An 18,526-nucleotide genomic window follows, 5' to 3' on the forward strand; every position below is an offset into this window, starting at 1 on the left:
GCATTCGCAGCGCTGTGAGAATCAAAGGACCCGAAGCCGCAAATGTCGTCCCGGGGCGGGCCAGATTCTACGTCGAGGCCGATGTCACGGCCCTGATTCGGGGCTCCGGCGGGGTGGCGCCGAGAATCGGGTACGTCGTCGACCTGCCGCTCGACCAGCGCGGACGCGAGCCCAAGCTCAAGAAGCAACGCGTGCTCCTTTTCGCCCGCGCAGTCGCCAATCGGCCCGATCAGGTCCAGCTCGCCAACCTCGACGGTCAGCGCGCTTTTTCACCCGAACTCGACACTCTGGTGCGCGGAATCGTGCGCGAGACGATCGCCGGAGACGCGCCGCCGGCGATCACCGGGGTAGGCAATGCGTTCCACGTCCCCGGCTCGCTCCCCGGCGAAGGCGAAACCCAGGTGTTCCTGCAGACCGCCAACGGCGCGCCGGTTTCGCTCCAGATTCTGCGCCGTCCGGGCGAACAGCCGCGATGGTCTGTCTCGTTGGGGGACATTGTCGACGAATCGGCTGGCCCGCCCCGACCGAACACCTTGCTCTGGTATCGCCTCGCCTGCGGGCTGCCGCGCGAGTTGCCGGCCGGCAGCATCGAATCGGACGATCCCGCCAATGCGGCGACTGCGCGGCAAGACTATGGACTCGTCCTGCGCGCGCTGGGCCCCTGCGCCTGAACTTCGGCTAGCGCCGGTGGCGCACCATCGTGATGCCGATCGATTCGCCCTGCTCGGCGATTGCAAGCTTGACGATGCTGACCTCGACGCGCTGCACTCGCTTGTCCGAGACGAACAGGGTCTCGCAGACATGCTCGGCCACCGCTTCGATCAGCGTGAAGTGCACGTCCCGAGGCAGTGCCGTGGTCGCGGCATGCTTGAGATCGATATAGCTTTTGGAAGCGCTCAGCGGCGTGTCCGGGGCGAAGCGCTCGGGCATGTCGATGTCGGCGGTGACCGAGATCCGCAGCGGCTGCGGCAGATGCGTCTCTTCGGAATAGATGCCGGTCAGCACCTCTACTTCGAGGTCGTGCACCTGGAGCTGTAGCAAATCGCGCAATTAACGGCCTTTCGTGGAAACCGCGCTCCCTTAGTGATGGGACGTGTCCGGCGCCATACCATTAATCCTTGCGTGCGCGCGCAGCGGCGCTAAAGCGCGCGACCCCGGCAGGTCGCCGGATGCTTCTTGCAGGGAATGGACGTGATCGCATTGGTGCCGCTGGCTGCTGTCGAACCCGAGGCCGTGGAGGCGCTGCTCGATCGCGCCTTCGGCCCGGACCGACGCACGCGCACCGCGTACCGGATTCGCAGCGGTACCCTTCCCGTCCCTGAGCTGAGCTTTGCCGCGCTCGATGCCGACGGTGCGCTGCTCGGGACGATCCAGTGCTGGCCGGTCGAACTCGCCTGCGACGACGGCGAAATCGTCCCGTTGGTGATGGTCGGCCCTGTCGCGGTCGAGCCCGATCACCAGCAGGGCGGTATAGGCCGTGCGCTGATGGAACGGATGCTCGAGGCGATTTCGGATTGTCCCGCCAAGGGCTGCGATTCGCTGATGCTGGTCGGCGATCCCGAATATTATGGCCGCTTTTTCGGCTTCACCGCCGAGCGCACCGCCGGCTGGCGCCTGCCCGGCCCTTTCGAGCCGCACCGGCTGCTCGCGCGCGGCGACAAGGCGCCCGATTGTGCGGGCGCGCTGGGCCCACGCGTCGGCCAAGCTGCTTGAGGGCACGCACGGGCTCGCCTAACGAGCTTGGATGCCCGCACCGCCGCTTCCGGATTTCGCCAGCCTCTCCCTCGCGGAGATCGCACGGCTGGCCGAGGAGAATCGCCTTCCGCCTGTCGAGAGCTGGAATCCTGGGCATTGCGGCGACAGCGAGATGCGCATCGCCCGCGACGGCACCTGGTTCCATCAGGGCTCGCCGATCGGCCGCGCGCCGATGGTGCGGCTGTTCTCGACCATCCTGCGCCGCGAGGGCGACGGCCGCTTCGTGCTGGTCACGCCGGTCGAGAAGCTCGACATCGAAGTCGAGGACGCTCCCTTCATCGCAGTCGAAATGAAGGTCGACGGCGAAGGCGAAGCGATGAAGCTGGCCTTCCGGCTCAACACCGGCGACCTCGTCACTGCCGGCCCGGACCAACCCTTGCGATTCGACGAACGCGAGGACGGCCCCCGCCCCTATCTCCACGTCCGCGGCGGACTGGAGGCGCTGATCGCACGCCCGGTATATTACGAGCTCGCCGGGATCGCGCTCGCCAACAACCGCGAACCCCATGGCGTATGGAGCAACGGCGCCTTCTTCGCGCTGGAGGTGCAGGCATGACTCTCGCCGAGCGGCTGCGCGCCGCGCTCGACGCTCCCCACGGCGAGGAAACCGTCTTCCTCCCCGGCGACCATTTCGATTTCGACCCCGCCATCGCCGGCAACCCCGCCGCGGTGCTCATCGCAATCACCGATCGCGCCGAGCCGGGAATCATCCTCACCCAGCGCACCGAGACAATGCGTCGTCACCCTGGGCAGGTCGCCTTTCCCGGCGGCCGGATCGATCCCGGCGACGAGGGCCCGGTCGGTGCCGCATTGCGCGAAGCCGAGGAGGAAATCGCCCTTCCCCCCTCCGCCGTCGAGATCGTCGGCACTGCGGATCTGTACCGAACGGTGACGGGCTACGAAGTCACACCAGTCGTGGGCGTCGTGCCGCCCGATCTGATGCTGGTGCCCGCCGAGGCTGAAGTTGCCGCCGTCTTCGAGGTCCCGCTCGTCTTCCTGCTCGACACCGCCAATCATGTCGAGGCGACCGCGCAATATCAGGGCCAGGAGCGGCGTTATTATGAGATACTCTGGAACGAACGCCGAATTTGGGGGGCAACCGCGGCAATGATCGTCAATCTCTCGCGCAGGCTGCGATGGACGGCATGACGCTCCCGCACGCCGAGTGGCGGCACCGGCTCGGACTCGATCGGCTGGTCGAAGTGCTGGGCGATGCGCGCTTCGTCGGCGGCTCGGTACGCGACACGCTGCTGGGGATTCCCGTCTCGGACGTGGATCTCGCTACGCCGCTCGCCCCCCAACGCGTGGTGGAACTGCTCAGGGCGGCCGGGATCAAGGCGATCCCCACCGGCATCGAGCACGGCACGATCACCGCGGTGCTGGAAAGCGGGCAAGTGGAAGTCACCACGCTGCGCCGCGACGTCTCGACCGACGGGCGCCGCGCCACCGTGGCGTTCACCGACGATTGGCGCGAGGACGCCGCGCGCCGCGACTTCACGATGAATGCGCTCTACGCCGATCCGCGAACCGGCGAGATGTTCGATTATTTCGGCGGACTCGCCGACCTCGAGGCGCGCCATGTCCGTTTCATCGGCGATCCGTTCAAACGAATTGCCGAGGATCATCTGCGAATCCTGCGCTTCTTCCGTTTTCTCGCCCGATTCGGCGATCAGGCCGATCCTGCCGGGCTCGATGCCTGCACGGTCCGGGCGAAGGACCTGATGGCGCTGTCGCGCGAGCGGATCCGCGACGAACTGCTCAAGTTGCTGGTGACGAAGGACGCCGTGCGAGTCGTGCGGTTGATGATCGAGCGCGGCATATTCGAGCCGGTCCTCCCCGAAATCACTTCGGCGGACTTGCTCGCGCACGTCGCCAAGCGCGAAACCGCCACGGGAATCGCGCCGGATCCGATCCGGCGGCTGGCGGCGGTGCTGCCACGCGACGGTGCGTCCGCCGATCAGATCGGCGCGCGGCTCAAGCTTTCGAACGCCGAGCGCAAGCGTCTCGTCGCGGCGACGGGCGAGCCATTGGACGCGCCAAAGCCCCTCGCTTACCGGCTCGGCAGGGAGATTGCGCTCGACCGGCTGCTCTTGTCGGACCGCGACCTCGCCGAGATCGAGGAGATCAGGTCCTGGGAAGCGCCGCGCCTTCCGCTGAGCGGCGGCGCACTGGTCGCACGCGGCCTCGCCAAGGGCCCGGACGTCGCCCGTGCACTGCGCGCGGTCGAGGATCGCTGGATCGCGGAAGGCTTTCCCGGCGAGGAACGCGTCAATGCGCTCGCCGACGAGATAGTCGCTCAGGTCCGGTTGGCGACCAGCAGCGAATAGGCCTCGGCCGGCGGCAACGCGCGCGCGTAGAGATAGCCCTGCCCATAGGTGCAGCCGAGCGCGGCGAGCGTCTGGGCGAGCTCGTTGGTCTCGATCCCCTCCGCGGTGGTCTGCATGCCCAGCGCCTGCGCCAGGCTGAGGATCGCGCGCACGATCGCGATCTTGTCGCGATCGGCGAGCATGCCCGAGATGAAGCTGCGGTCGATCTTGAGCAGGTCGATCGGCAACTTCTGGAGATAAGCGAGGTTGGAATAGCCCGTGCCGAAATCGTCCATCGCCAGCGTGGCACCCAGATCCTTGAGCGCCATCATCGTCCGGCTGATCCGGTCCGGATCGCTGACGATCGCGCTTTCGGTGAGCTCCAGCGTCAGGCGCGTGCCCGACACGCCATATTGCTCGAGCGCGGCCTGGACCATCTCCGGGATCCGGTCGCGCTGGAGCTGGATCGCCGACAGGTTGACGGCGACCTTCACGCCGCAGTCGCCGCCCGCCGCGGCATCCCATGCCGCCAGCGTCCGCGCCGCCTCCTCCATCGCCCAACGGCCGAGCGGGATGATCAGCCCCGATTCCTCGGCAACGGGAATGAACTCGTCAGGCGAGATCGCGACACCGTTCTCGTTGGTCCAGCGCGCCAGCGCCTCGAACGAAGTGACCTTGCCTGAACCCAGGTCGCAGATCGGCTGATAGGCCAAAGTCATCTGGCCATTCTCGATCGCGCGGCGCAGCTCGGTCTCGATGCTGAACTGCTCGCGGGCGATGTCGAACGCGCGTGTGTGATAGACTTCGGTCCGCCCGCTGGTCTTGGCGCGCTTCACCGCGAATTGGGCGTGGCGGATCAGGTCCTCGGGTTCGCCCTTGTTGTCGGCACCCAATGCGATGCCGATCGAGCAATCGACGCGAATCTCGAAACTCGAAAGCCTGAACGGCGTGGCGAGCGCCGCCTGGATGCGCTTGGCGACGTGCAGCGCGTCGCCTGGCCCGTCGTCGAGCAGCAGCAGCACGCCGAACTCGTCGCCGCCCATGCGCGACAGGATGTCGCGGCTGCGCAGCGCGCCCTTGAGGCGGCGCGCGACCGAGATCAGCAGTTCGTCGCCGGCAAGGCCGCCCATGCAGGCATTGACCCGGCTGAAGCGATCGAGATTGACCACGAGCACCGCGAAACCCTCGCCATTGTCGGCGGTGATGAGCGTTTCGAGCTCGTCGCTGAAGCCGGCGCGATTCGGCAGGCCGGTAAGGCTGTCGGTCGCCATCTCGCGGCGCAGGCTGTGCTCGGTCCGCAACTCTGAGGTCTGATCGACCAGCGTGACCAGGCAGCGCGGCGTACGGCGGTGCCCGTCGTGGCGCGCGAAGAGGACGCGGAAATAGCGGCAATCCACTTCCTCGCCGAACTGCCATGCGATTTCGTGGCGAGCCTCGTCCGATTCGAGGAAGTGGCGAAGCTGGGTGCCGAGCAGGCGGATCAGCGGCGATTCGCTGGCGACAGTGCCGAGCCCGGCCATGCGGAAGGGGCGATTGAGCGCGCTGAACTGGAACCTGCCGCCTTCGAGAGCGACCGTCACGGCCGGCACCGGCAGCAGGTCGAGCATCAGCCCGGTTTCGAGCAAGTCGTCGGCGCACGCCAGCGCACCCTGGGGAGCAAGCTCCACAGGCACGGCCGAAACTGGCTTGAGCTTACCGAATCCCATCGCAAGCGGGGCTAACCGGAATTGGTTAAGGCCGGCTGAAGCGAAAGGCTTTTCGCGCGTATCTAGAAGCGGTTGTCGCGCGGGAAGCCATTGGGCGCCATCCGCCCCGCCGCGCCGCGCGCTGCGCGCCAGGCCGACAGATCGGTCTCGCTGCGCGTACGGCCGCTGTCGCCGCCCATCGGCCAGCTCAGCCCCTCCTCCATGCGGAAGGTCTTGGCATCGGAGAGGCCGCCGTCGCGGTAGCGCTGGAGCTGCACGCCCTGCCCGCGCGCCAGCTCGGCGACCTCGGCCAGCGGGAAGACCAGCATCTTGCGATTGTCGCCGATCGCCGCGACCGCATCGTCGCCCGGCGCGATCGGGCGGACCAGCTTGAGCTGCGCGCCCGCCCGCGGCGTCACCACCTGCTTGCCCTTGCGCGTCTCGGCGACGACGTCGGCGGCGTTGACCACGAAGCCGCGCCCGTCGGTCGCCGCCACCAGCAGCCTGGCCGACGCACTCGCCGGCAGCAGCGCGACGATCTGCCGCTCGCCGTCGAGATCGACCATCAGCCGCACCGGCTCGCCGAAGCCGCGCCCGCCGGGCAATTTGTCGCCGCCCAACGTGTAGAACCGGCCATTGTCGGTCGCGAGCAGCAATTTGTCGGTGGTCTGGGCATGGAAGGCGAAGAGCGGGCCGTCGCCTTCCTTGAACTTGAGCGTCTCCGCCGACGCCAGCTCGACATGCCCGCGCATCGCCCGGATCCAGCCGCGCTGGGAGAGAATAACGGTGATCGGCTCGCGCTCGATCATCGCCTCGAGCGGGATCTCGCGCGTCGGGCCGGCCTCGCGAATCGCAGTGCGGCGCGCGCCCAGCGGCGTATCGAGCCCATAACGTTCGATCATCTTGCCGAGATCGCGCTTCATCCGGGTGCGCTGGCGCGCGTCGGACGAGAGCAGAAGCTCGAGCTCGGCCTGTTCCTTCTGCAGCGCCTCCTGCTCGCGGCGCAGTTCCATCTCCTCCAGCCGGCGCAGCGAGCGCAGCCGCATGTTGAGGATCGCCTCGGCCTGGCGGTCGGTGAGCTGGAACTCGGCCATCATCACCGGTTTGGGCTCATCCTCGGTACGGATGATCTCGATCACCCGATCGAGGTTGAGGAAGGCGATGATATAGCCGCCGACCAGTTCCAGCCGGTCGGCGATCTTGCTGAGGCGATGCTCGGAACGGCGGCGCAGCACCACGAACTGGTGCTCGACCCAGGCGGCGATCGCCTCGTGCAGGCTCATCACCCGCGGCGTGCGATGCTTGTCGAGCACGTTGAGGTTGAGCGGCACGCGCACTTCGAGGTCGGAAAGCCGGTAGAGGCTCTCCATCAGCGTATCGGCATCGATGGTGCGGCTGCGCGGTTCCAGCACGATGCGGACATCGTCGGCCGATTCGTCGCGGACGTCGCCGAGGATCGGCAGCTTCTTCTCGTTGATGAGTTCGGCGATCCCCTCGATCAATTTGCCCTTCTGGACACCGTACGGGATCTCGGAGACGACGAGATGCCAGCCCCCGCCCTTCTCGACGACCTTCTCGATCTTCGCCCGCACCCGGAAGCTGCCGCGCCCGGTGGCATAGCTCTCGGCGATCGCCGCCGGGCTGTCGACGACGACGCCGCCGGTCGGGAAATCCGGTCCGCTGACATGGTCGAGCACGTTGGCCTGCGGATTGTCGATCAGCGCGACCGCGGCGTTCATGATCTCGGCGGCATTGTGCGGCGGGATGCTCGTCGCCATGCCCACCGCGATGCCCGCGGCGCCATTGGCCAGCAGATTGGGGAACAGCCCGGGGAACAGCTCGGGCTCTTCCTCCTCGCCATTATAGGTCAGGCGGAAATCGACCGAATTCTCGTCGAGCCCGGCCATCAGGTCGATCGCGACCTGGGTCAGCCGCGCCTCGGTGTAGCGATAGGCCGCGGCGTTATCGCCGTCGATATTGCCGAAATTGCCCTGCCCGTCGACCAGCGGATATCTGAGCGCGAAGGTCTGCGCGAGGCGAACCATCGCGTCATAGACCGACTGATCGCCGTGCGGATGATATTTGCCGATCACGTCGCCGACGACGCGCGCGCACTTCTTGTAGCCACTCGCCGGATCGAGCTTCAGCAGCCGCATCGCCCAGAGGAGCCGGCGATGCACCGGCTTCAGTCCGTCGCGGACATCCGGCAGCGAGCGCGCAGTGATCGTCGACAGCGCATAGACCAGATAGCGCTCGGACAGCGCGCTATCGAAGGGGACGTCGGTGGGACCGGAGGGTTCGAGAATTTCGGTGTCGAGGCTCATCTCGACCCGGATAGCAGGGAGTGCCCCGCAAGGCCAAGCCGGTGTTCACAAGGCGTTCCCGTCAGCGTCAGCCCGTTTCCGGCGGAACGAACGTGCCGAGGATATCCTCGTGCGCCAACGCCGCGATCTCGGCGAGCAGCCAATCGCGAAAGGCCCGGACCTTGGGTAGATTGCGCTTGCTCTCGGCATACATCAGCCAGAAGCTGTTGCGGTAATAGGTGTGATGCGGGAGCGGCTGGACCAGCAGCCCCGCATCGATCGCCGGTTGCCACATCGGCGGACTGAGGATCGCGACGCCGCCCCCCGCGATCGCCGCGTTGCCGTCGAGCACCTGCGAATCGAACCGGATGCCGGACGCCTGCGCGCGATCGACGTCTTCGTCCAGTGCCCGGCAGAACCAGAGGTCCCACCAATCGTCCTCGGGCGAGATTCGCGGCAAGCCCAGCAGATCGGCGGGGGCCTCGAGCGGCGGGTGCTTCGCGAGAAACGCCGGACTCGCCAGCGGCGCAACCGGCATCCGCATCAGAAAATGCGCGCATAGACCGGGCATCGGTCCCGGGGCGCCGCGGAGCGCGACATCGGCGTCGCCTGCATTGAGATCGACCATTTCGTCGCTCACGAGCAGCCGTACCGCCAGCCCGGGACGCGAAAGCTGGAACGAGCCCAGCCGTCCCGCCAGCCAGTTGGTGGCCAGGGTGCGCGGCGCCGCGACCGTCATCACGCTCTCGGACTCGATCCGCACCGAAGCGAAGGCATCGCCCAGCGTGTCGAACGCGCCGGTGATCTGCGGCGCGATCCGGCGGCCAAGGTCGCTGAGCACGACCGCACGACCGCTGCGTGCGAACAGCGGTGCCCCCAGCCGCTCCTCGAGCAGCTTGATCTGATAGCTGACCGCGGCCTGCGTCATTCCGAGCTCCTCGGCGGCGCGCGTGAAATTGCCATGCCGAGCGGCGGCCTCGAAGACGCGCACGGCGGCGAGCGGGGGAATCTGGCGCATGCCCAATTCATAAGGCCAACTTATTTCTCGAGTCCAACGATTTGTTGGCGCCGCGGCCCTGCCGGGCGCACATGGACGGGGCTGCCGCAGACGGCACGAAACCAAGGATACGAGCCATGAACGCCCTGATCGCCTTATCTCTTGCCGCTACCGCCGCGGCTTCCGCTTTGTCCGGTGCGGATGCACGATCGAGCCAGTCCGCGCCGGTTGTGCGGGTCGTGCATAGCGACCTCGACCTCGCCCGACCCGCGGATCGCCGGATCTTCGATCGCCGCCTCGACGCCGCGGTCGAGAAGGTATGCCCGCCGGCGAATTCGACCGGACAGCTCATCAGGTCCACCGCGAGCCTGCGGTGCCACACAGACACCGCGGCGCGCGTCCAACTGCAGCGCCCCCGTGCGATCGCCCGCGCCAGTGCATCCACCGTTACCGCCGACTCCCGATAACCTCGCCGGCGGTTCCCTTGCGAGCGGCGCGCCGCCGCTCGCTTTTTTACAAGCCTGACTGATGGTTAAGCGGAAATTTCGCTGCCATCGCCAAAGGAGAAGCATCATGTCGAACGACTATGACAGCGCCGTCTGGGCCGATCAGCATCGCCATGTGAGTGTCGGCCTCGCGCAACTTTTCAAAGGAATCATGCACGCATTCAAGCGCCTGAACGCGATCGAATACGACGCTCCCTGGCGCTACATGCGCCCATGATTTCAGCTCCCCCGGCCCACAGACGCCTTCGCCACAATCTCGCCATAAATATGGCAAGATTGTGGCTTGACGTCTCTCCCAGTCATGTGATGTCATATCCTCCTCGTTGCAGGAGATATGCCCATGCGCTTTATCACTCTCGTCGCCGCAACCGCGACGCTCGCCGCCTGCTCTGCCGAAACCTCTGATCCCGCCAAACCGGACTCGACCGTCACGGCATTCGCGCCAGGGGAAACCGCTCCGGCGGAGCGCGCGATGACCGACACTGTGGTCGCCGGCTCCGGCAACCCCGGCGCCGCGAAATCCGACACTCCGGCCAAAGTGCCGATCACGATCCCCAAGCTCGCTTACGCCTATGCGCTCACCTATCTGCTGCCCGGCGACAAGATCGCTGCGACGCAGGACGCGCACCGCGACATGTGCGAGGAAATGGGACCGGCACGGTGCCAGTTGCTCGGACTGGAGCGCGGCATCGGCGACGAGCAATCGAATCGGGCGACGCTCAAGCTCCGCGTCGCCACCTCCGAGGCCCGCCGCTTCCAGATACTCCTCGAACACGACGTCACCGAAGCCGGCGGTCGCACCGAGAATGCGAAGATCGCGACCGACGAAGTCTCGAAGCAGATCGTCGACACCGAGGCGCGGGTGCGTCAGCGCGAATTGCTCGTCGCGCGGCTCACCGAGATGTTGCGCAAGCGACAGGGCAAACCCGCCGACCTGCTCGAAGCCGAGCGCAGCGTCACCCAGGCACAGGAAGAGCTCGACCAGGCCAAAAGCTGGCTGGGCGAGCTGCAGGGTCGCGTCGCGATGTCGGAATTCGACATCCATTACGGCGCGATCGCTCCCTCGGCGACGACCGAAGGCGTCGGTGCGCAGCTCGGCGAGGCAGTGCAGGGTTCGGGCGCGGTGTTCCTGATCGGGCTGCGTTTCGTCCTGTCGCTGGCGATCTATCTGCTGCCCTGGCTCCTCCTCATCGGCCTGCCGGTGCTGCTGATCCGCCAGTTCCGCAAGCCGCGGACGGCTGCCGTGGAAGGTTGACGCGCCACAGTCGCGCTTCGCCGGGGCCGATGTCCGCCGCTGGTACAACCGTTACTCGGCGAAGCGCGATTGCACCGCAACACCGCATCCAGTATAGGCCCGAGCCTTCCAGAGCCCCGGCTGCCGTGCGGTCCTTTTCCGTGCCGCCGGGGCCACGCTTTTCAGGGGTAAGAGCCAAGATGGCACGCCGCCGGCAGATCTACGAAGGCAAGGCAAAGATCCTCTACGAGGGTCCCGAGCCCGGCACGCTCATCCAGTATTTCAAGGACGACGCGACTGCGTTCAACGCGCAGAAAAAGGGCACGATCAACGGCAAGGGCGTGCTCAACAACCGCATTTCCGAGCACGTCTTCACCCTGCTCGGCGGAATCGGCATCCCCACGCACTTCATTCGCCGTCTCAACATGCGCGAGCAGTTGATCCGCCAGGTCGAGATCGTCCCCATCGAAGTGGTGGTGCGCAACGTCGTCGCCGGCAGCCTCGCCAAGCGTCTCGGCATCGAGGAAGGCACGCCGCTGCCGCGCACGATCGTCGAATATTATTTCAAGGACGATGCGCTTGGCGATCCGATGGTCACCGACGAGCATATCCTCGCCTTCGGCTGGGCCGCGCAGGAAGAGCTGCACGACATGGCCGACATGGCGATCCGGGTGAACGACTTCCTCTCCGGGCTGTTCGCCGGGATCGGCATCCGCCTCGTCGACTTCAAGCTCGAATTCGGCCGCATCTGGGACAATGACTATGCCCGGATCATCCTCGCCGACGAGATCAGCCCCGACGGCTGCCGCCTGTGGGACATCGCCACCAACGAGAAGCTCGACAAGGATCGCTTCCGCCGCGACCTGGGCGGCGAAGTCGAGGCCTATCAGGAAGTCGCGCGCCGGCTCGGCCTGTTTCCGGAGGGTGCGGAATCGGCGGTGCTCGATCTCGAGAGCCACCGCAAGCGCCGGGGCAAGTAAGCTCCGCAAGCTTTCGGGTTGCAGCACGGCGCGTGGGAGGCCATAGGCGCGGCCATGAAGCTCCGCATCATCGTGACGCTCAAGAACGGCGTCCTCGACCCCCAGGGCAAAGCCATCCAGCACGCGCTCGGCGGCCTCGGTTTCAATGGCGTCGACGACGTCCGCGCGGGCAAGATCTTCGAGCTCGAAGTCGCCGACGACACCAGCGACCAGGCGATCGACGAGATGTGCCGCAAGCTGCTCGCCAACACCGTAATCGAGAATTATCGGGTCGAACGGGCATGAAGACCGCGGTCATCGTCTTTCCCGGCTCCAACTGCGATCGCGACATCGCGACTGCGCTGGAAGACGTGACCGGGACCGCCCCGCACATGGTGTGGCACGGCGAGAGCGAACTTCCTTCGGGCATCGGCCTGATCGCTTTGCCCGGCGGCTTCTCCTATGGCGATTACCTGCGCTGCGGCGCGATCGCGGCGCGCTCGCCGGTGGTCCGCGCCGTGGTCGAGGCCGCCGAGCGCGGCGTACCGGTGATCGGCATCTGCAACGGCTTCCAGGTCCTCACCGAAACCGGGCTGCTCCCCGGCGCGCTGATGCGCAATTCGGGGCTCAACTTCGTCTGCCGCAACGTCGCGCTGACGGTGGACAACAGCCAGTCGATCTTCACCAGCGGCTATCAGAGCGGCGAGACGATCACCGTCCCCGTGGCGCATCACGACGGCAATTACTTCGCCGACGCCGAGACGCTCGACCGGATCGAAGGCGAGGGCCGCGTCGCCTTCCGCTATGCCGAGGACGTCAACGGCTCGGCGCGCAACATCGCCGGGCTGCTCAACAAGAGCGGCAACGTGCTCGGCATGATGCCCCACCCCGAGCGCCGCATCGAAGCCGCGCACGGCGGCACCGATGGCCGCCGGCTGTTCGAGGGACTGCTCGAAGCAGTCGCCTGAACGCCGGCGACCCCGCACCGGACAATATCAGGCGGGTGTCGGGGCGTTGATCGCCAGTTGCGCGGCGAAAGCGCGGCCATAAGCCGGACGGGCTTCGCCACGCGCGACATAAGCGGCGAGGTTCGGATATTCGTCGAGGATGCCCGACATTCTCAATCGGAGCAGCACCGATACCATCATCAGGTCGCCCGCGCTGAACGCACCGTCGAGCCAATCTGCGTCGCCCAAGCGCGTGGCCAGCGGTTCCAGCCGGGCGCGGATACGGTCCATGACCAATGGCAGCCTTTCCTCGCTCCAGGGCTTGTCGCCTTCTGCGAATCTGGCCGTCTGGAGGTCGAGGATCGGCGGCTCTATCGTGTTGACTGCGGCAAACATCCACATGATGGCGCGCGCCCGGGCGTTCGTCTCCTCGGGCAGCAGGCCCGTGGACCGCTCCGCGATGTGGAAGACAATCGCGCCGGTCTCGAACAGCGTGAGGTCGCCTTCCTCATAGGTGGGAATCTGGCCGAACGGATGGAGCGCGAGATGCGCGGGCGCCTTCATCCCGGCGAACGAAACCAGGCGAACCTCGTACGGCTGGCCGGCTTCCTCGAGCGCCCAGCGCACCCGCGTGTCGCGCGCCAGTCCCTTGCCCCCGTCAGGCGATCGTTCAAAAGCGGTGATGGTGATGGTCATATGCCCTCTCCTTGCTCGTCCCATTGGCTTTGGTGCCACAGGAGACGACGAAGGAGAGAGCCGGAAATCGACAGGCTCTTCGAAATATATTGACGAAGCCGCCTAGAGATGCGCCTCCAGCCACGCCTTGATGTCGCCCATCACTTCCTCCTTGCCCAGATCGGCGAGCAGGTCGTGATAATGGTCCTTGTACAGCTTGAGCGTCTTGTCCGCCGATCCGGCGGTCTCAAAGAAGAACTCACTGCCATGGCACACGGTCGCCTTGTCAGCGGTGCCGTGCATGATCAGCACCGGCAGCGTGACCGTCGGGAATTCGACGCGCATCCGCTCGTCGGCGCGGACCAAGGCCGCCACCGTGGCGGCGGGCTGGGTCTCGTCCTTGATGTACGGATCGGCATTGAGCGTCGCTACCCATTCGGGATCGCGTGAGAAATCCTCGTTCTTGAGCTTGAGCACGCCCAGCCGCGGTGCGATGTGGCTCAGCCCCTTGATCGCCGCGAGCGCGAAGCCCGGCGCGGGCACCTGAAAGGCGAAGCTCTCGCAGATGAAACCATCGATCTCGGCCTGGTGATCGAGCACATAGCTCGCCGAAGTCACGCCGCCCGCACTGTGTCCGAGCAGGAAGAGCTTGAGCCCCGGATGACGCGCCTTGGCAATCGCGATCGTCCCGGCGACATCCGAGACATAATCGGCGACATCCTCGACATAGAAGCGTTCGCCGTCGGAACGGCCGCGCCCGCGCAGATCGAGCGCGAACACCGCATAGCCGCTCGCCACCAGCTGCTCCGCCGCCCAGAAATACTGGCCGCCATGCGAATTGACGCCGTGGCAGATCACGACGACGGCGCGCGGCGCGTCCGCCGGCTCCCAGGCGCGGTAGAAGATGTTGAGCCCGCCGCTTCCCTCGAACGTCGCTTCGGTCGCCGCCACCTTCATTCTCCTCGCCTGTTCCCGGCGAGATTGTTACGCATGTGCATCTTTGCGCAAGTGCGACGATTGCATCAGCGAGGTTGTGCCGGCTTTCCAAATAATTGCGTGGTTCGCGCGAGCAGCAGCAGCGCGCTCGGCCACAGCATCGTGTTCCAGACGTCGTGGAAATTGCCCCAGAGCGCGATTCGGGTGTGGTAGACCAGGCTGTCGCGCAGATCCCATGCTTCGCCGATCAACGCGCCCGCCAGCGCCACCGCCCAGGGCTTCCAGCTCCGGACCGGCCAGCGGAAGAGCAATGCGCTGCCGACGAACAACAGCAGCCCGACATGAACGTGGAGCGCATCCTTGGCGAGGCCGACATGGTCGATCAGCCAGAATTTGGTCGCCTGGAGCGGGCTCATCAGACGCGGGTGGCGAAGGGGGTGAAGTCGGTCCCCTCGTCATAGACGTCGACGCCCTCGCGCCGCTTGAGGAAGCCCACCACGGCATAGGTGACCGGCGTCAGGATCGCCTCCCACGCCACCTTGAGTGCCCATTGGGTGAACAGCACCTGGATCACCAATTGCGTGGTCCAGCCCTCGGCCCACAGGAAGGCGAGCGGATAGAAGATCAGGCTGTCTATCCCCTGCCCCGCGATCGTCGATCCGATCGTGCGCGTCCAGAGCATCCGGCCGCTGGTCCACAATTTCATCCGCGCCAGCACATAGGAATTGACGAACTCGCCCGCCCAGAAGGCGCAGACCGAAGCGAGCACGATCCGCGGCACCTGGCCGAAGATCGTCTCATAGGCCGCCTGATTGCCCCAGCTCGGCGCGGGCGGCAGCGCCACCACGACCCACGACATCAATGCCATGAACAGCACCGCGACGGTCCCGGCCCAGATCACCCGCCGCGCGCGGGCATAGCCATAGACTTCGGTCAGCACGTCGCCGATGACATAGGAGACGGGGAAGAACAGGATGCCGGCCCCGAACGGCCAGTAATCGTCATAGAATGGCAGCCAGATCTGCGAGACCTTGCCCGCGCCCAGCACGTTGGAGAGCAAAAGGATCGTGACGAAGGCGGCCATCACGAAGTCGAAATAGCGGAAATGCCCGCCGGCGATGTCGCGTGCGGCGATCGGCGCCGGCCCCTTGTCCCCCTGAGTCATGCCGCGACTATATGGCGGTTCCGCTGTGGCGCAATCCGCGCTAGGTGAGCCTCCGCGCGCGCCCGTAGCTCAGCTGGATAGAGCACATGCCTTCTAAGCCTGTGGTCGTTGGTTCGAATCCAACCGGGCGCGCCAATATTTCCTTCATCCCGGCGCTTCCGGGCGATCAGACGCTTCGGCCCCGTTGCCGCCGGCGCAGTTGACGCCGGGAGTGACGACCAGGCGCGATGCAGCTAACCTCCTCCACCAGACAATGGGTTTGCGTCTTTTCTTGGCATGTGGGGGAATAGCAATGGTCTCTTCTTGCGGTCCAACCCGCCGGATTGTCCTGGGCGGGGCGATAGGGGCAGCCGGACTCATGCTGGCCGGCACCGCAAGCGCTCGGCCGCCTGTGCGCGATTGGTCCGTTCCCGCTGGATTTGACGCCGATCTGAAAACATTGATGGCCGCTGCCTGTGTTCCTGGCCTGTGCGCCGTCCTGGTTCAGGGTGGCAAGACCGCCTGGGTCCGCGCCTTGGGCGTCACCAAAATCGAAGGCGGCGAGCCTTTGAACCAGGACACCATGTTCGAGGCGGCCTCGATCAGTAAAGCGGTGTTCGCGTACATCGCTCTGCAACTCGCCGATCGCGGCACCCTCGATCTCGACAAGCCGCTCGTCGACTATCTGCGTCCGAACTACCTGCCTGACGACGCGGCGCTCGCGACGATCACGGCGCGTCATGTGCTGACCCACACCTCCGGCCTTCCCAACTGGGGCGAAGACAGCAAGCCGGCCTCCCTGGTGCCGCGGTTCACGCCCGGCACGCACTTCGGTTATTCCGGCGAAGGCCTCTTCTGGCTGCAGCTGGTGGCTGAGCATCTCACCGGCCTGGGGCTCGATGCGCTGGCGCGTAGGATGTTGTTTGCACCGGCGGGCATGACGCGCTCGACCTTCGCTGCTTACACGGAGGACACCAACGTTTCCTGGGGGCACGTTGGTGGGCGGGTGGCAAAAAGACAGGGATGGCGCGACTGGTCCGTATTCATCGGAGGGTTGGCTCGGGAGTGGGGCAAGCCCGTGCAGGATTGGACACAGGCGGATTGGATCCGAGCTGGCGCCGCTAACGATCCCAAATCGCCGCCTCCCAAACGGGTGCTGTTCGCCAACGCCTCAGCGAGCCTGGTTCTAAGCGCGCCCGACCTTGCCCGGTTCATGACGCTTCTCTCTCCCCGGCGTGATCGCGCGCCCTGGGAGCTGAAGGAGACTACCCGAGCGGAGATGACCACGCCGGCAGTTGCGGTACGCGAAGGTGTTCCTCACTGGTGGGGCCTGGGTGTCGAGATCGAGGAAGGGACGAATGGACGTCGCGTGGGTCACGAAGGCAACAATGACGGGCGCTGCGCCACCTATTGCGGCACTGAGCCGGCCACAGGCGACGCGCTGGTGATCATGACCAACGATGGCGCTGGTTTCGGCGTCTATCAGCGCATGGTGCGCGCGATTACCGGTCGCGACCAGTTCTCGTTTTTCGCAAATGAGAATCCCCCGATCTCCGCTTAGGAGCGCGCTGGCGCTCGCAATTGGAACAGCATAGCCGGCACTGATTGCCGCGGCTGCGAGCGCTCCTGGAGGAGCATTGGGGGGGCGACACGTGTTCGTTATGTTTGTCCTGCGCGGCGCGCCAATTTTCAACGGCTTGCCAAGAAGTCGAGCCGCACGGTGTCACCCGACGCGGAAGCTCGCCCCGAACAGCAGCACTTCGGAATCCGGCGGGCTCACCTGCAGCGTCCCTTCGCCCTGCGTCACCAGCGCATGCGCCAGGAACGCCGCCGCGGCGCGCGGCGTGACCGGCATGTCTTCCTGTCCGCCCGCCAGCGCCCCGCGCAGCTCCGAATCGAGCACGATACGAGGCCCGTCGGCACGCACGACGATCTCGATCGAGCCGTCGACGATCTCCGCGCCGATATCGAGCTGGCCGCCGCGGATCAGCGCGTCGCCACCGATCAATGCGAGATTGAGCAGCACCTTGATCGCCTGTTTGGGCAGCACCGGATCCTCGACCATCCAGCCGATCGTCACGCGGTGATTGTCGCCGAACAGTCCTTCGATCGCCGCCTGCGCCTCGCGCGTGTCGACGGTTTCGCCAAAGCCTCCAGCCGCACCGAACGCCAGGCGGAAGAATTTGAGCTTGTTGGCCGACGCCTTGGCGCTCTCGCTCAACAGCTCGAGGCAGCGCGCGCGCATCTCCGGATCATGCTCGTCGGCGAGCAGTTCGAGACCATTGTTGAGCGCGCCGACCGGACTGAGCAGGTCGTGACAAAGCCTTGAACACAAAAGGCTCGCAAAGTCGGTCGGGCTGATGTTCAAGGAAATGGCTCCGGTTACCCCAGCGCCTCTTTGGCGCAGCCGCGTTGCCGCTGCAAGCTGCGCCCGTACACCGCCCTAGACGACGCGACGCCCCGAGAAGAGCTGAATCAGCCCGACGACGAGCGCGACGACGAGCAGGATATGGATCAGGCCGGCGCCGATGTGCAGGGTGAACCCCAGCAGCCAGAGCACGAGCAGGATGACGACGATGGTCCAGAGCATCCGAGAACTCCTTATGTTATCAAGAGCAAACGTGGCACGGGGGCGAAACGTTCCACGCCACCGGCGACCCTGCCCGAAAGGAGCAGGCGACGAGGAAGCCCGGGCGATTCCTTCAGCCGAGGCTCAACTCCACCCGCCTGAAGCGGCCGTGCAACGGCGCCGGGTCCTCCGCTCGCCACAGCGTCGCGTCTTCCCGCGCCACGATCAACCACAGTTTGCCGTCGGGCTGGGCCATTGCCGCGTCGGTGATCGAAGGGGTCGCGTCGCCACTGGGATGCGAGTGCCAGTAACCGACGATTTCGGGCCCACCGGCGCGCTCCGCGCGGAGCGCTGCGAACAGCGCGCCGGGCGCGATTTCGAAGCGCCGCTCGGGTTCTTCCGCTACATTTTCAACCGCTTGCCAATCCGTGATCGCGTCGGCGCCGCCGAACAGCAATCCGCAGGCCTCGCGCGGGTGGGCATCCGCGGAAATGTGTTGGATACCGATCA

General features: G+C 66.0%; 23 protein-coding genes and 1 tRNA gene. 13 read left to right on the plus strand and 11 right to left on the minus strand.

All coding sequences use genetic code 11. From position 1 onward, the window contains the following. Positions 1-14 precede the first annotated feature (14 nt). Positions 15-671 carry a hypothetical protein gene (locus BR78_RS0104180; protein ID WP_231478146.1) on the plus strand — a complete coding sequence of 219 codons (657 nt, stop codon included), beginning with the start codon at positions 15-17 and terminating at the stop codon, positions 669-671. A gap of 7 nt (positions 672-678) precedes the next feature. Here BR78_RS0104180 and BR78_RS0104185 read toward each other — a convergent pair whose 3' ends face one another. After that, positions 679-1,050 (minus strand): dihydroneopterin aldolase, encoded by a 372-nt coding sequence (locus BR78_RS0104185; protein ID WP_029935153.1) that lies wholly within the window; start codon positions 1,048-1,050, stop codon positions 679-681. Between the two features lie 141 nt (positions 1,051-1,191). Between BR78_RS0104185 and BR78_RS0104190 the strand changes: the two genes are divergently transcribed. From BR78_RS0104190 to BR78_RS0104205, 4 genes are read left to right on the plus strand one after another with little or no spacing between them, the layout of a single operon-like run. Next, positions 1,192-1,713: a GNAT family N-acetyltransferase gene (locus BR78_RS0104190; RefSeq protein WP_029935155.1), complete on the plus strand. Its 522-nt coding sequence runs from the start codon at positions 1,192-1,194 to the stop codon at positions 1,711-1,713. 31 nt (positions 1,714-1,744) lie between these two features. After that, positions 1,745-2,311, plus strand: a complete 567-nt coding sequence (locus tag BR78_RS0104195; protein ID WP_029935157.1) for a DUF1285 domain-containing protein — start codon at positions 1,745-1,747, stop codon at positions 2,309-2,311. Beyond that, positions 2,308-2,904: a CoA pyrophosphatase gene (locus BR78_RS0104200; RefSeq protein ID WP_029935159.1), complete on the plus strand. Its 597-nt coding sequence runs from the start codon at positions 2,308-2,310 to the stop codon at positions 2,902-2,904. Before BR78_RS0104195 ends, BR78_RS0104200 begins: the two co-directional genes overlap by 4 nt. After that, positions 2,892-4,082, plus strand: coding sequence for a CCA tRNA nucleotidyltransferase (locus BR78_RS0104205; protein WP_029935161.1), 1,191 nt, complete (start codon positions 2,892-2,894; stop codon positions 4,080-4,082). The genes BR78_RS0104200 and BR78_RS0104205 overlap by 13 nt, the downstream gene beginning before the upstream one ends. Here the strand turns inward: BR78_RS0104205 and BR78_RS0104210 are convergent. The 3 genes from BR78_RS0104210 to BR78_RS0104220 form a co-directional block, all read right to left on the minus strand. Beyond that, a complete protein-coding gene (locus tag BR78_RS0104210) occupies positions 4,052-5,767 on the minus strand; it encodes a putative bifunctional diguanylate cyclase/phosphodiesterase (RefSeq protein WP_443027666.1) in 1,716 nt (571 codons plus the stop codon). The genes BR78_RS0104205 and BR78_RS0104210 overlap by 31 nt on opposite strands. A gap of 62 nt (positions 5,768-5,829) precedes the next feature. Next, positions 5,830-8,070: a DNA topoisomerase IV subunit A gene (gene parC, locus BR78_RS0104215; RefSeq protein WP_029728686.1), complete on the minus strand. Its 2,241-nt coding sequence runs from the start codon at positions 8,068-8,070 to the stop codon at positions 5,830-5,832. A 67-nt stretch (positions 8,071-8,137) separates the two neighbouring features. Further along, positions 8,138-9,067, minus strand: coding sequence for a LysR substrate-binding domain-containing protein (locus BR78_RS0104220; RefSeq protein WP_029728685.1), 930 nt, complete (start codon positions 9,065-9,067; stop codon positions 8,138-8,140). Positions 9,068-9,183: 116 nt separating this feature from the next. Here BR78_RS0104220 and BR78_RS0104225 point away from each other — a divergent pair, with 116 nt between their 5' ends. The 6 genes from BR78_RS0104225 to purQ all read left to right on the plus strand — a co-directional run bounded on the left by BR78_RS0104225 (position 9,184) and on the right by purQ (position 12,713). Further along, positions 9,184-9,513 carry a UrcA family protein gene (locus BR78_RS0104225; RefSeq protein WP_029728684.1) on the plus strand — a complete coding sequence of 110 codons (330 nt, stop codon included), beginning with the start codon at positions 9,184-9,186 and terminating at the stop codon, positions 9,511-9,513. A gap of 106 nt (positions 9,514-9,619) precedes the next feature. Continuing rightward, on the plus strand, positions 9,620-9,769 hold the full coding sequence (locus BR78_RS21560) for a hypothetical protein (protein ID WP_156022208.1): 150 nt from the start codon (positions 9,620-9,622) through the stop codon (positions 9,767-9,769). 123 nt (positions 9,770-9,892) lie between these two features. Continuing rightward, positions 9,893-10,807: a DUF4349 domain-containing protein gene (locus BR78_RS0104235; RefSeq protein WP_049811815.1), complete on the plus strand. Its 915-nt coding sequence runs from the start codon at positions 9,893-9,895 to the stop codon at positions 10,805-10,807. Between the two features lie 179 nt (positions 10,808-10,986). After that, complete coding sequence (purC, locus tag BR78_RS0104240) at positions 10,987-11,766, plus strand: phosphoribosylaminoimidazolesuccinocarboxamide synthase (RefSeq protein WP_029728682.1); 780 nt, start codon at positions 10,987-10,989, stop codon at positions 11,764-11,766. Between the two features lie 54 nt (positions 11,767-11,820). After that, on the plus strand, positions 11,821-12,051 hold the full coding sequence (purS, locus tag BR78_RS0104245; RefSeq protein ID WP_029728681.1) for a phosphoribosylformylglycinamidine synthase subunit PurS: 231 nt from the start codon (positions 11,821-11,823) through the stop codon (positions 12,049-12,051). Beyond that, positions 12,048-12,713 carry a phosphoribosylformylglycinamidine synthase subunit PurQ gene (purQ, locus tag BR78_RS0104250; protein ID WP_029728680.1) on the plus strand — a complete coding sequence of 222 codons (666 nt, stop codon included), beginning with the start codon at positions 12,048-12,050 and terminating at the stop codon, positions 12,711-12,713. The genes purS and purQ overlap by 4 nt, the downstream gene beginning before the upstream one ends. A gap of 27 nt (positions 12,714-12,740) precedes the next feature. Here the strand turns inward: purQ and BR78_RS0104255 are convergent, their stop codons facing one another. The 4 genes from BR78_RS0104255 to BR78_RS0104270 all read right to left on the minus strand — a co-directional run bounded on the left by BR78_RS0104255 (position 12,741) and on the right by BR78_RS0104270 (position 15,468). Continuing rightward, positions 12,741-13,388, minus strand: a complete 648-nt coding sequence (locus BR78_RS0104255; protein ID WP_029728679.1) for a glutathione S-transferase family protein — start codon at positions 13,386-13,388, stop codon at positions 12,741-12,743. A 102-nt stretch (positions 13,389-13,490) separates the two neighbouring features. Continuing rightward, complete coding sequence (locus BR78_RS0104260; RefSeq protein ID WP_197021271.1) at positions 13,491-14,318, minus strand: alpha/beta hydrolase; 828 nt, start codon at positions 14,316-14,318, stop codon at positions 13,491-13,493. 71 nt (positions 14,319-14,389) lie between these two features. Further along, entirely contained in the window at positions 14,390-14,719 is a 330-nt protein-coding gene (locus tag BR78_RS0104265; protein ID WP_029935165.1) for a hypothetical protein, read from the minus strand. After that, positions 14,719-15,468: a queuosine precursor transporter gene (locus BR78_RS0104270; protein WP_029728643.1), complete on the minus strand. Its 750-nt coding sequence runs from the start codon at positions 15,466-15,468 to the stop codon at positions 14,719-14,721. The genes BR78_RS0104265 and BR78_RS0104270 overlap by 1 nt, the downstream gene beginning before the upstream one ends. Positions 15,469-15,526: 58 nt before the next feature. Between BR78_RS0104270 and BR78_RS0104275 the strand changes: the two genes are divergently transcribed. Together BR78_RS0104275 and BR78_RS0104280 are read left to right on the plus strand one after the other, a co-directional pair. Beyond that, positions 15,527-15,603 (plus strand) — tRNA-Arg (locus tag BR78_RS0104275). Positions 15,604-15,826: 223 nt separating this feature from the next. Then, positions 15,827-17,008 carry a serine hydrolase domain-containing protein gene (locus tag BR78_RS0104280; protein ID WP_197021272.1) on the plus strand — a complete coding sequence of 394 codons (1,182 nt, stop codon included), beginning with the start codon at positions 15,827-15,829 and terminating at the stop codon, positions 17,006-17,008. Positions 17,009-17,170: 162 nt separating this feature from the next. On the opposite strand, the gene BR78_RS0104285 is transcribed toward BR78_RS0104280, so the two are convergent. The 3 genes from BR78_RS0104285 to BR78_RS0104295 all read right to left on the minus strand — a co-directional run bounded on the left by BR78_RS0104285 (position 17,171) and on the right by BR78_RS0104295 (position 18,473). Beyond that, complete coding sequence (locus BR78_RS0104285) at positions 17,171-17,815, minus strand: histidine phosphotransferase family protein (protein ID WP_029728641.1); 645 nt, start codon at positions 17,813-17,815, stop codon at positions 17,171-17,173. A gap of 75 nt (positions 17,816-17,890) precedes the next feature. Continuing rightward, the gene (locus BR78_RS21565; RefSeq protein ID WP_156022210.1) at positions 17,891-18,037 is read right to left on the minus strand and encodes a lmo0937 family membrane protein; all 147 of its coding nucleotides are present in this window, start codon (positions 18,035-18,037) and stop codon (positions 17,891-17,893) included. Positions 18,038-18,149: 112 nt separating this feature from the next. Then, positions 18,150-18,473, minus strand: a complete 324-nt coding sequence (locus BR78_RS0104295; RefSeq protein WP_331280228.1) for a M67 family metallopeptidase — start codon at positions 18,471-18,473, stop codon at positions 18,150-18,152. Positions 18,474-18,526 lie beyond the last annotated feature (53 nt).

This window comes from Sphingomonas sp. UNC305MFCol5.2, from assembly GCF_000712135.1.
In the GTDB taxonomy this organism is placed as follows: Bacteria; Pseudomonadota; Alphaproteobacteria; order Sphingomonadales; family Sphingomonadaceae; genus Sphingomonas.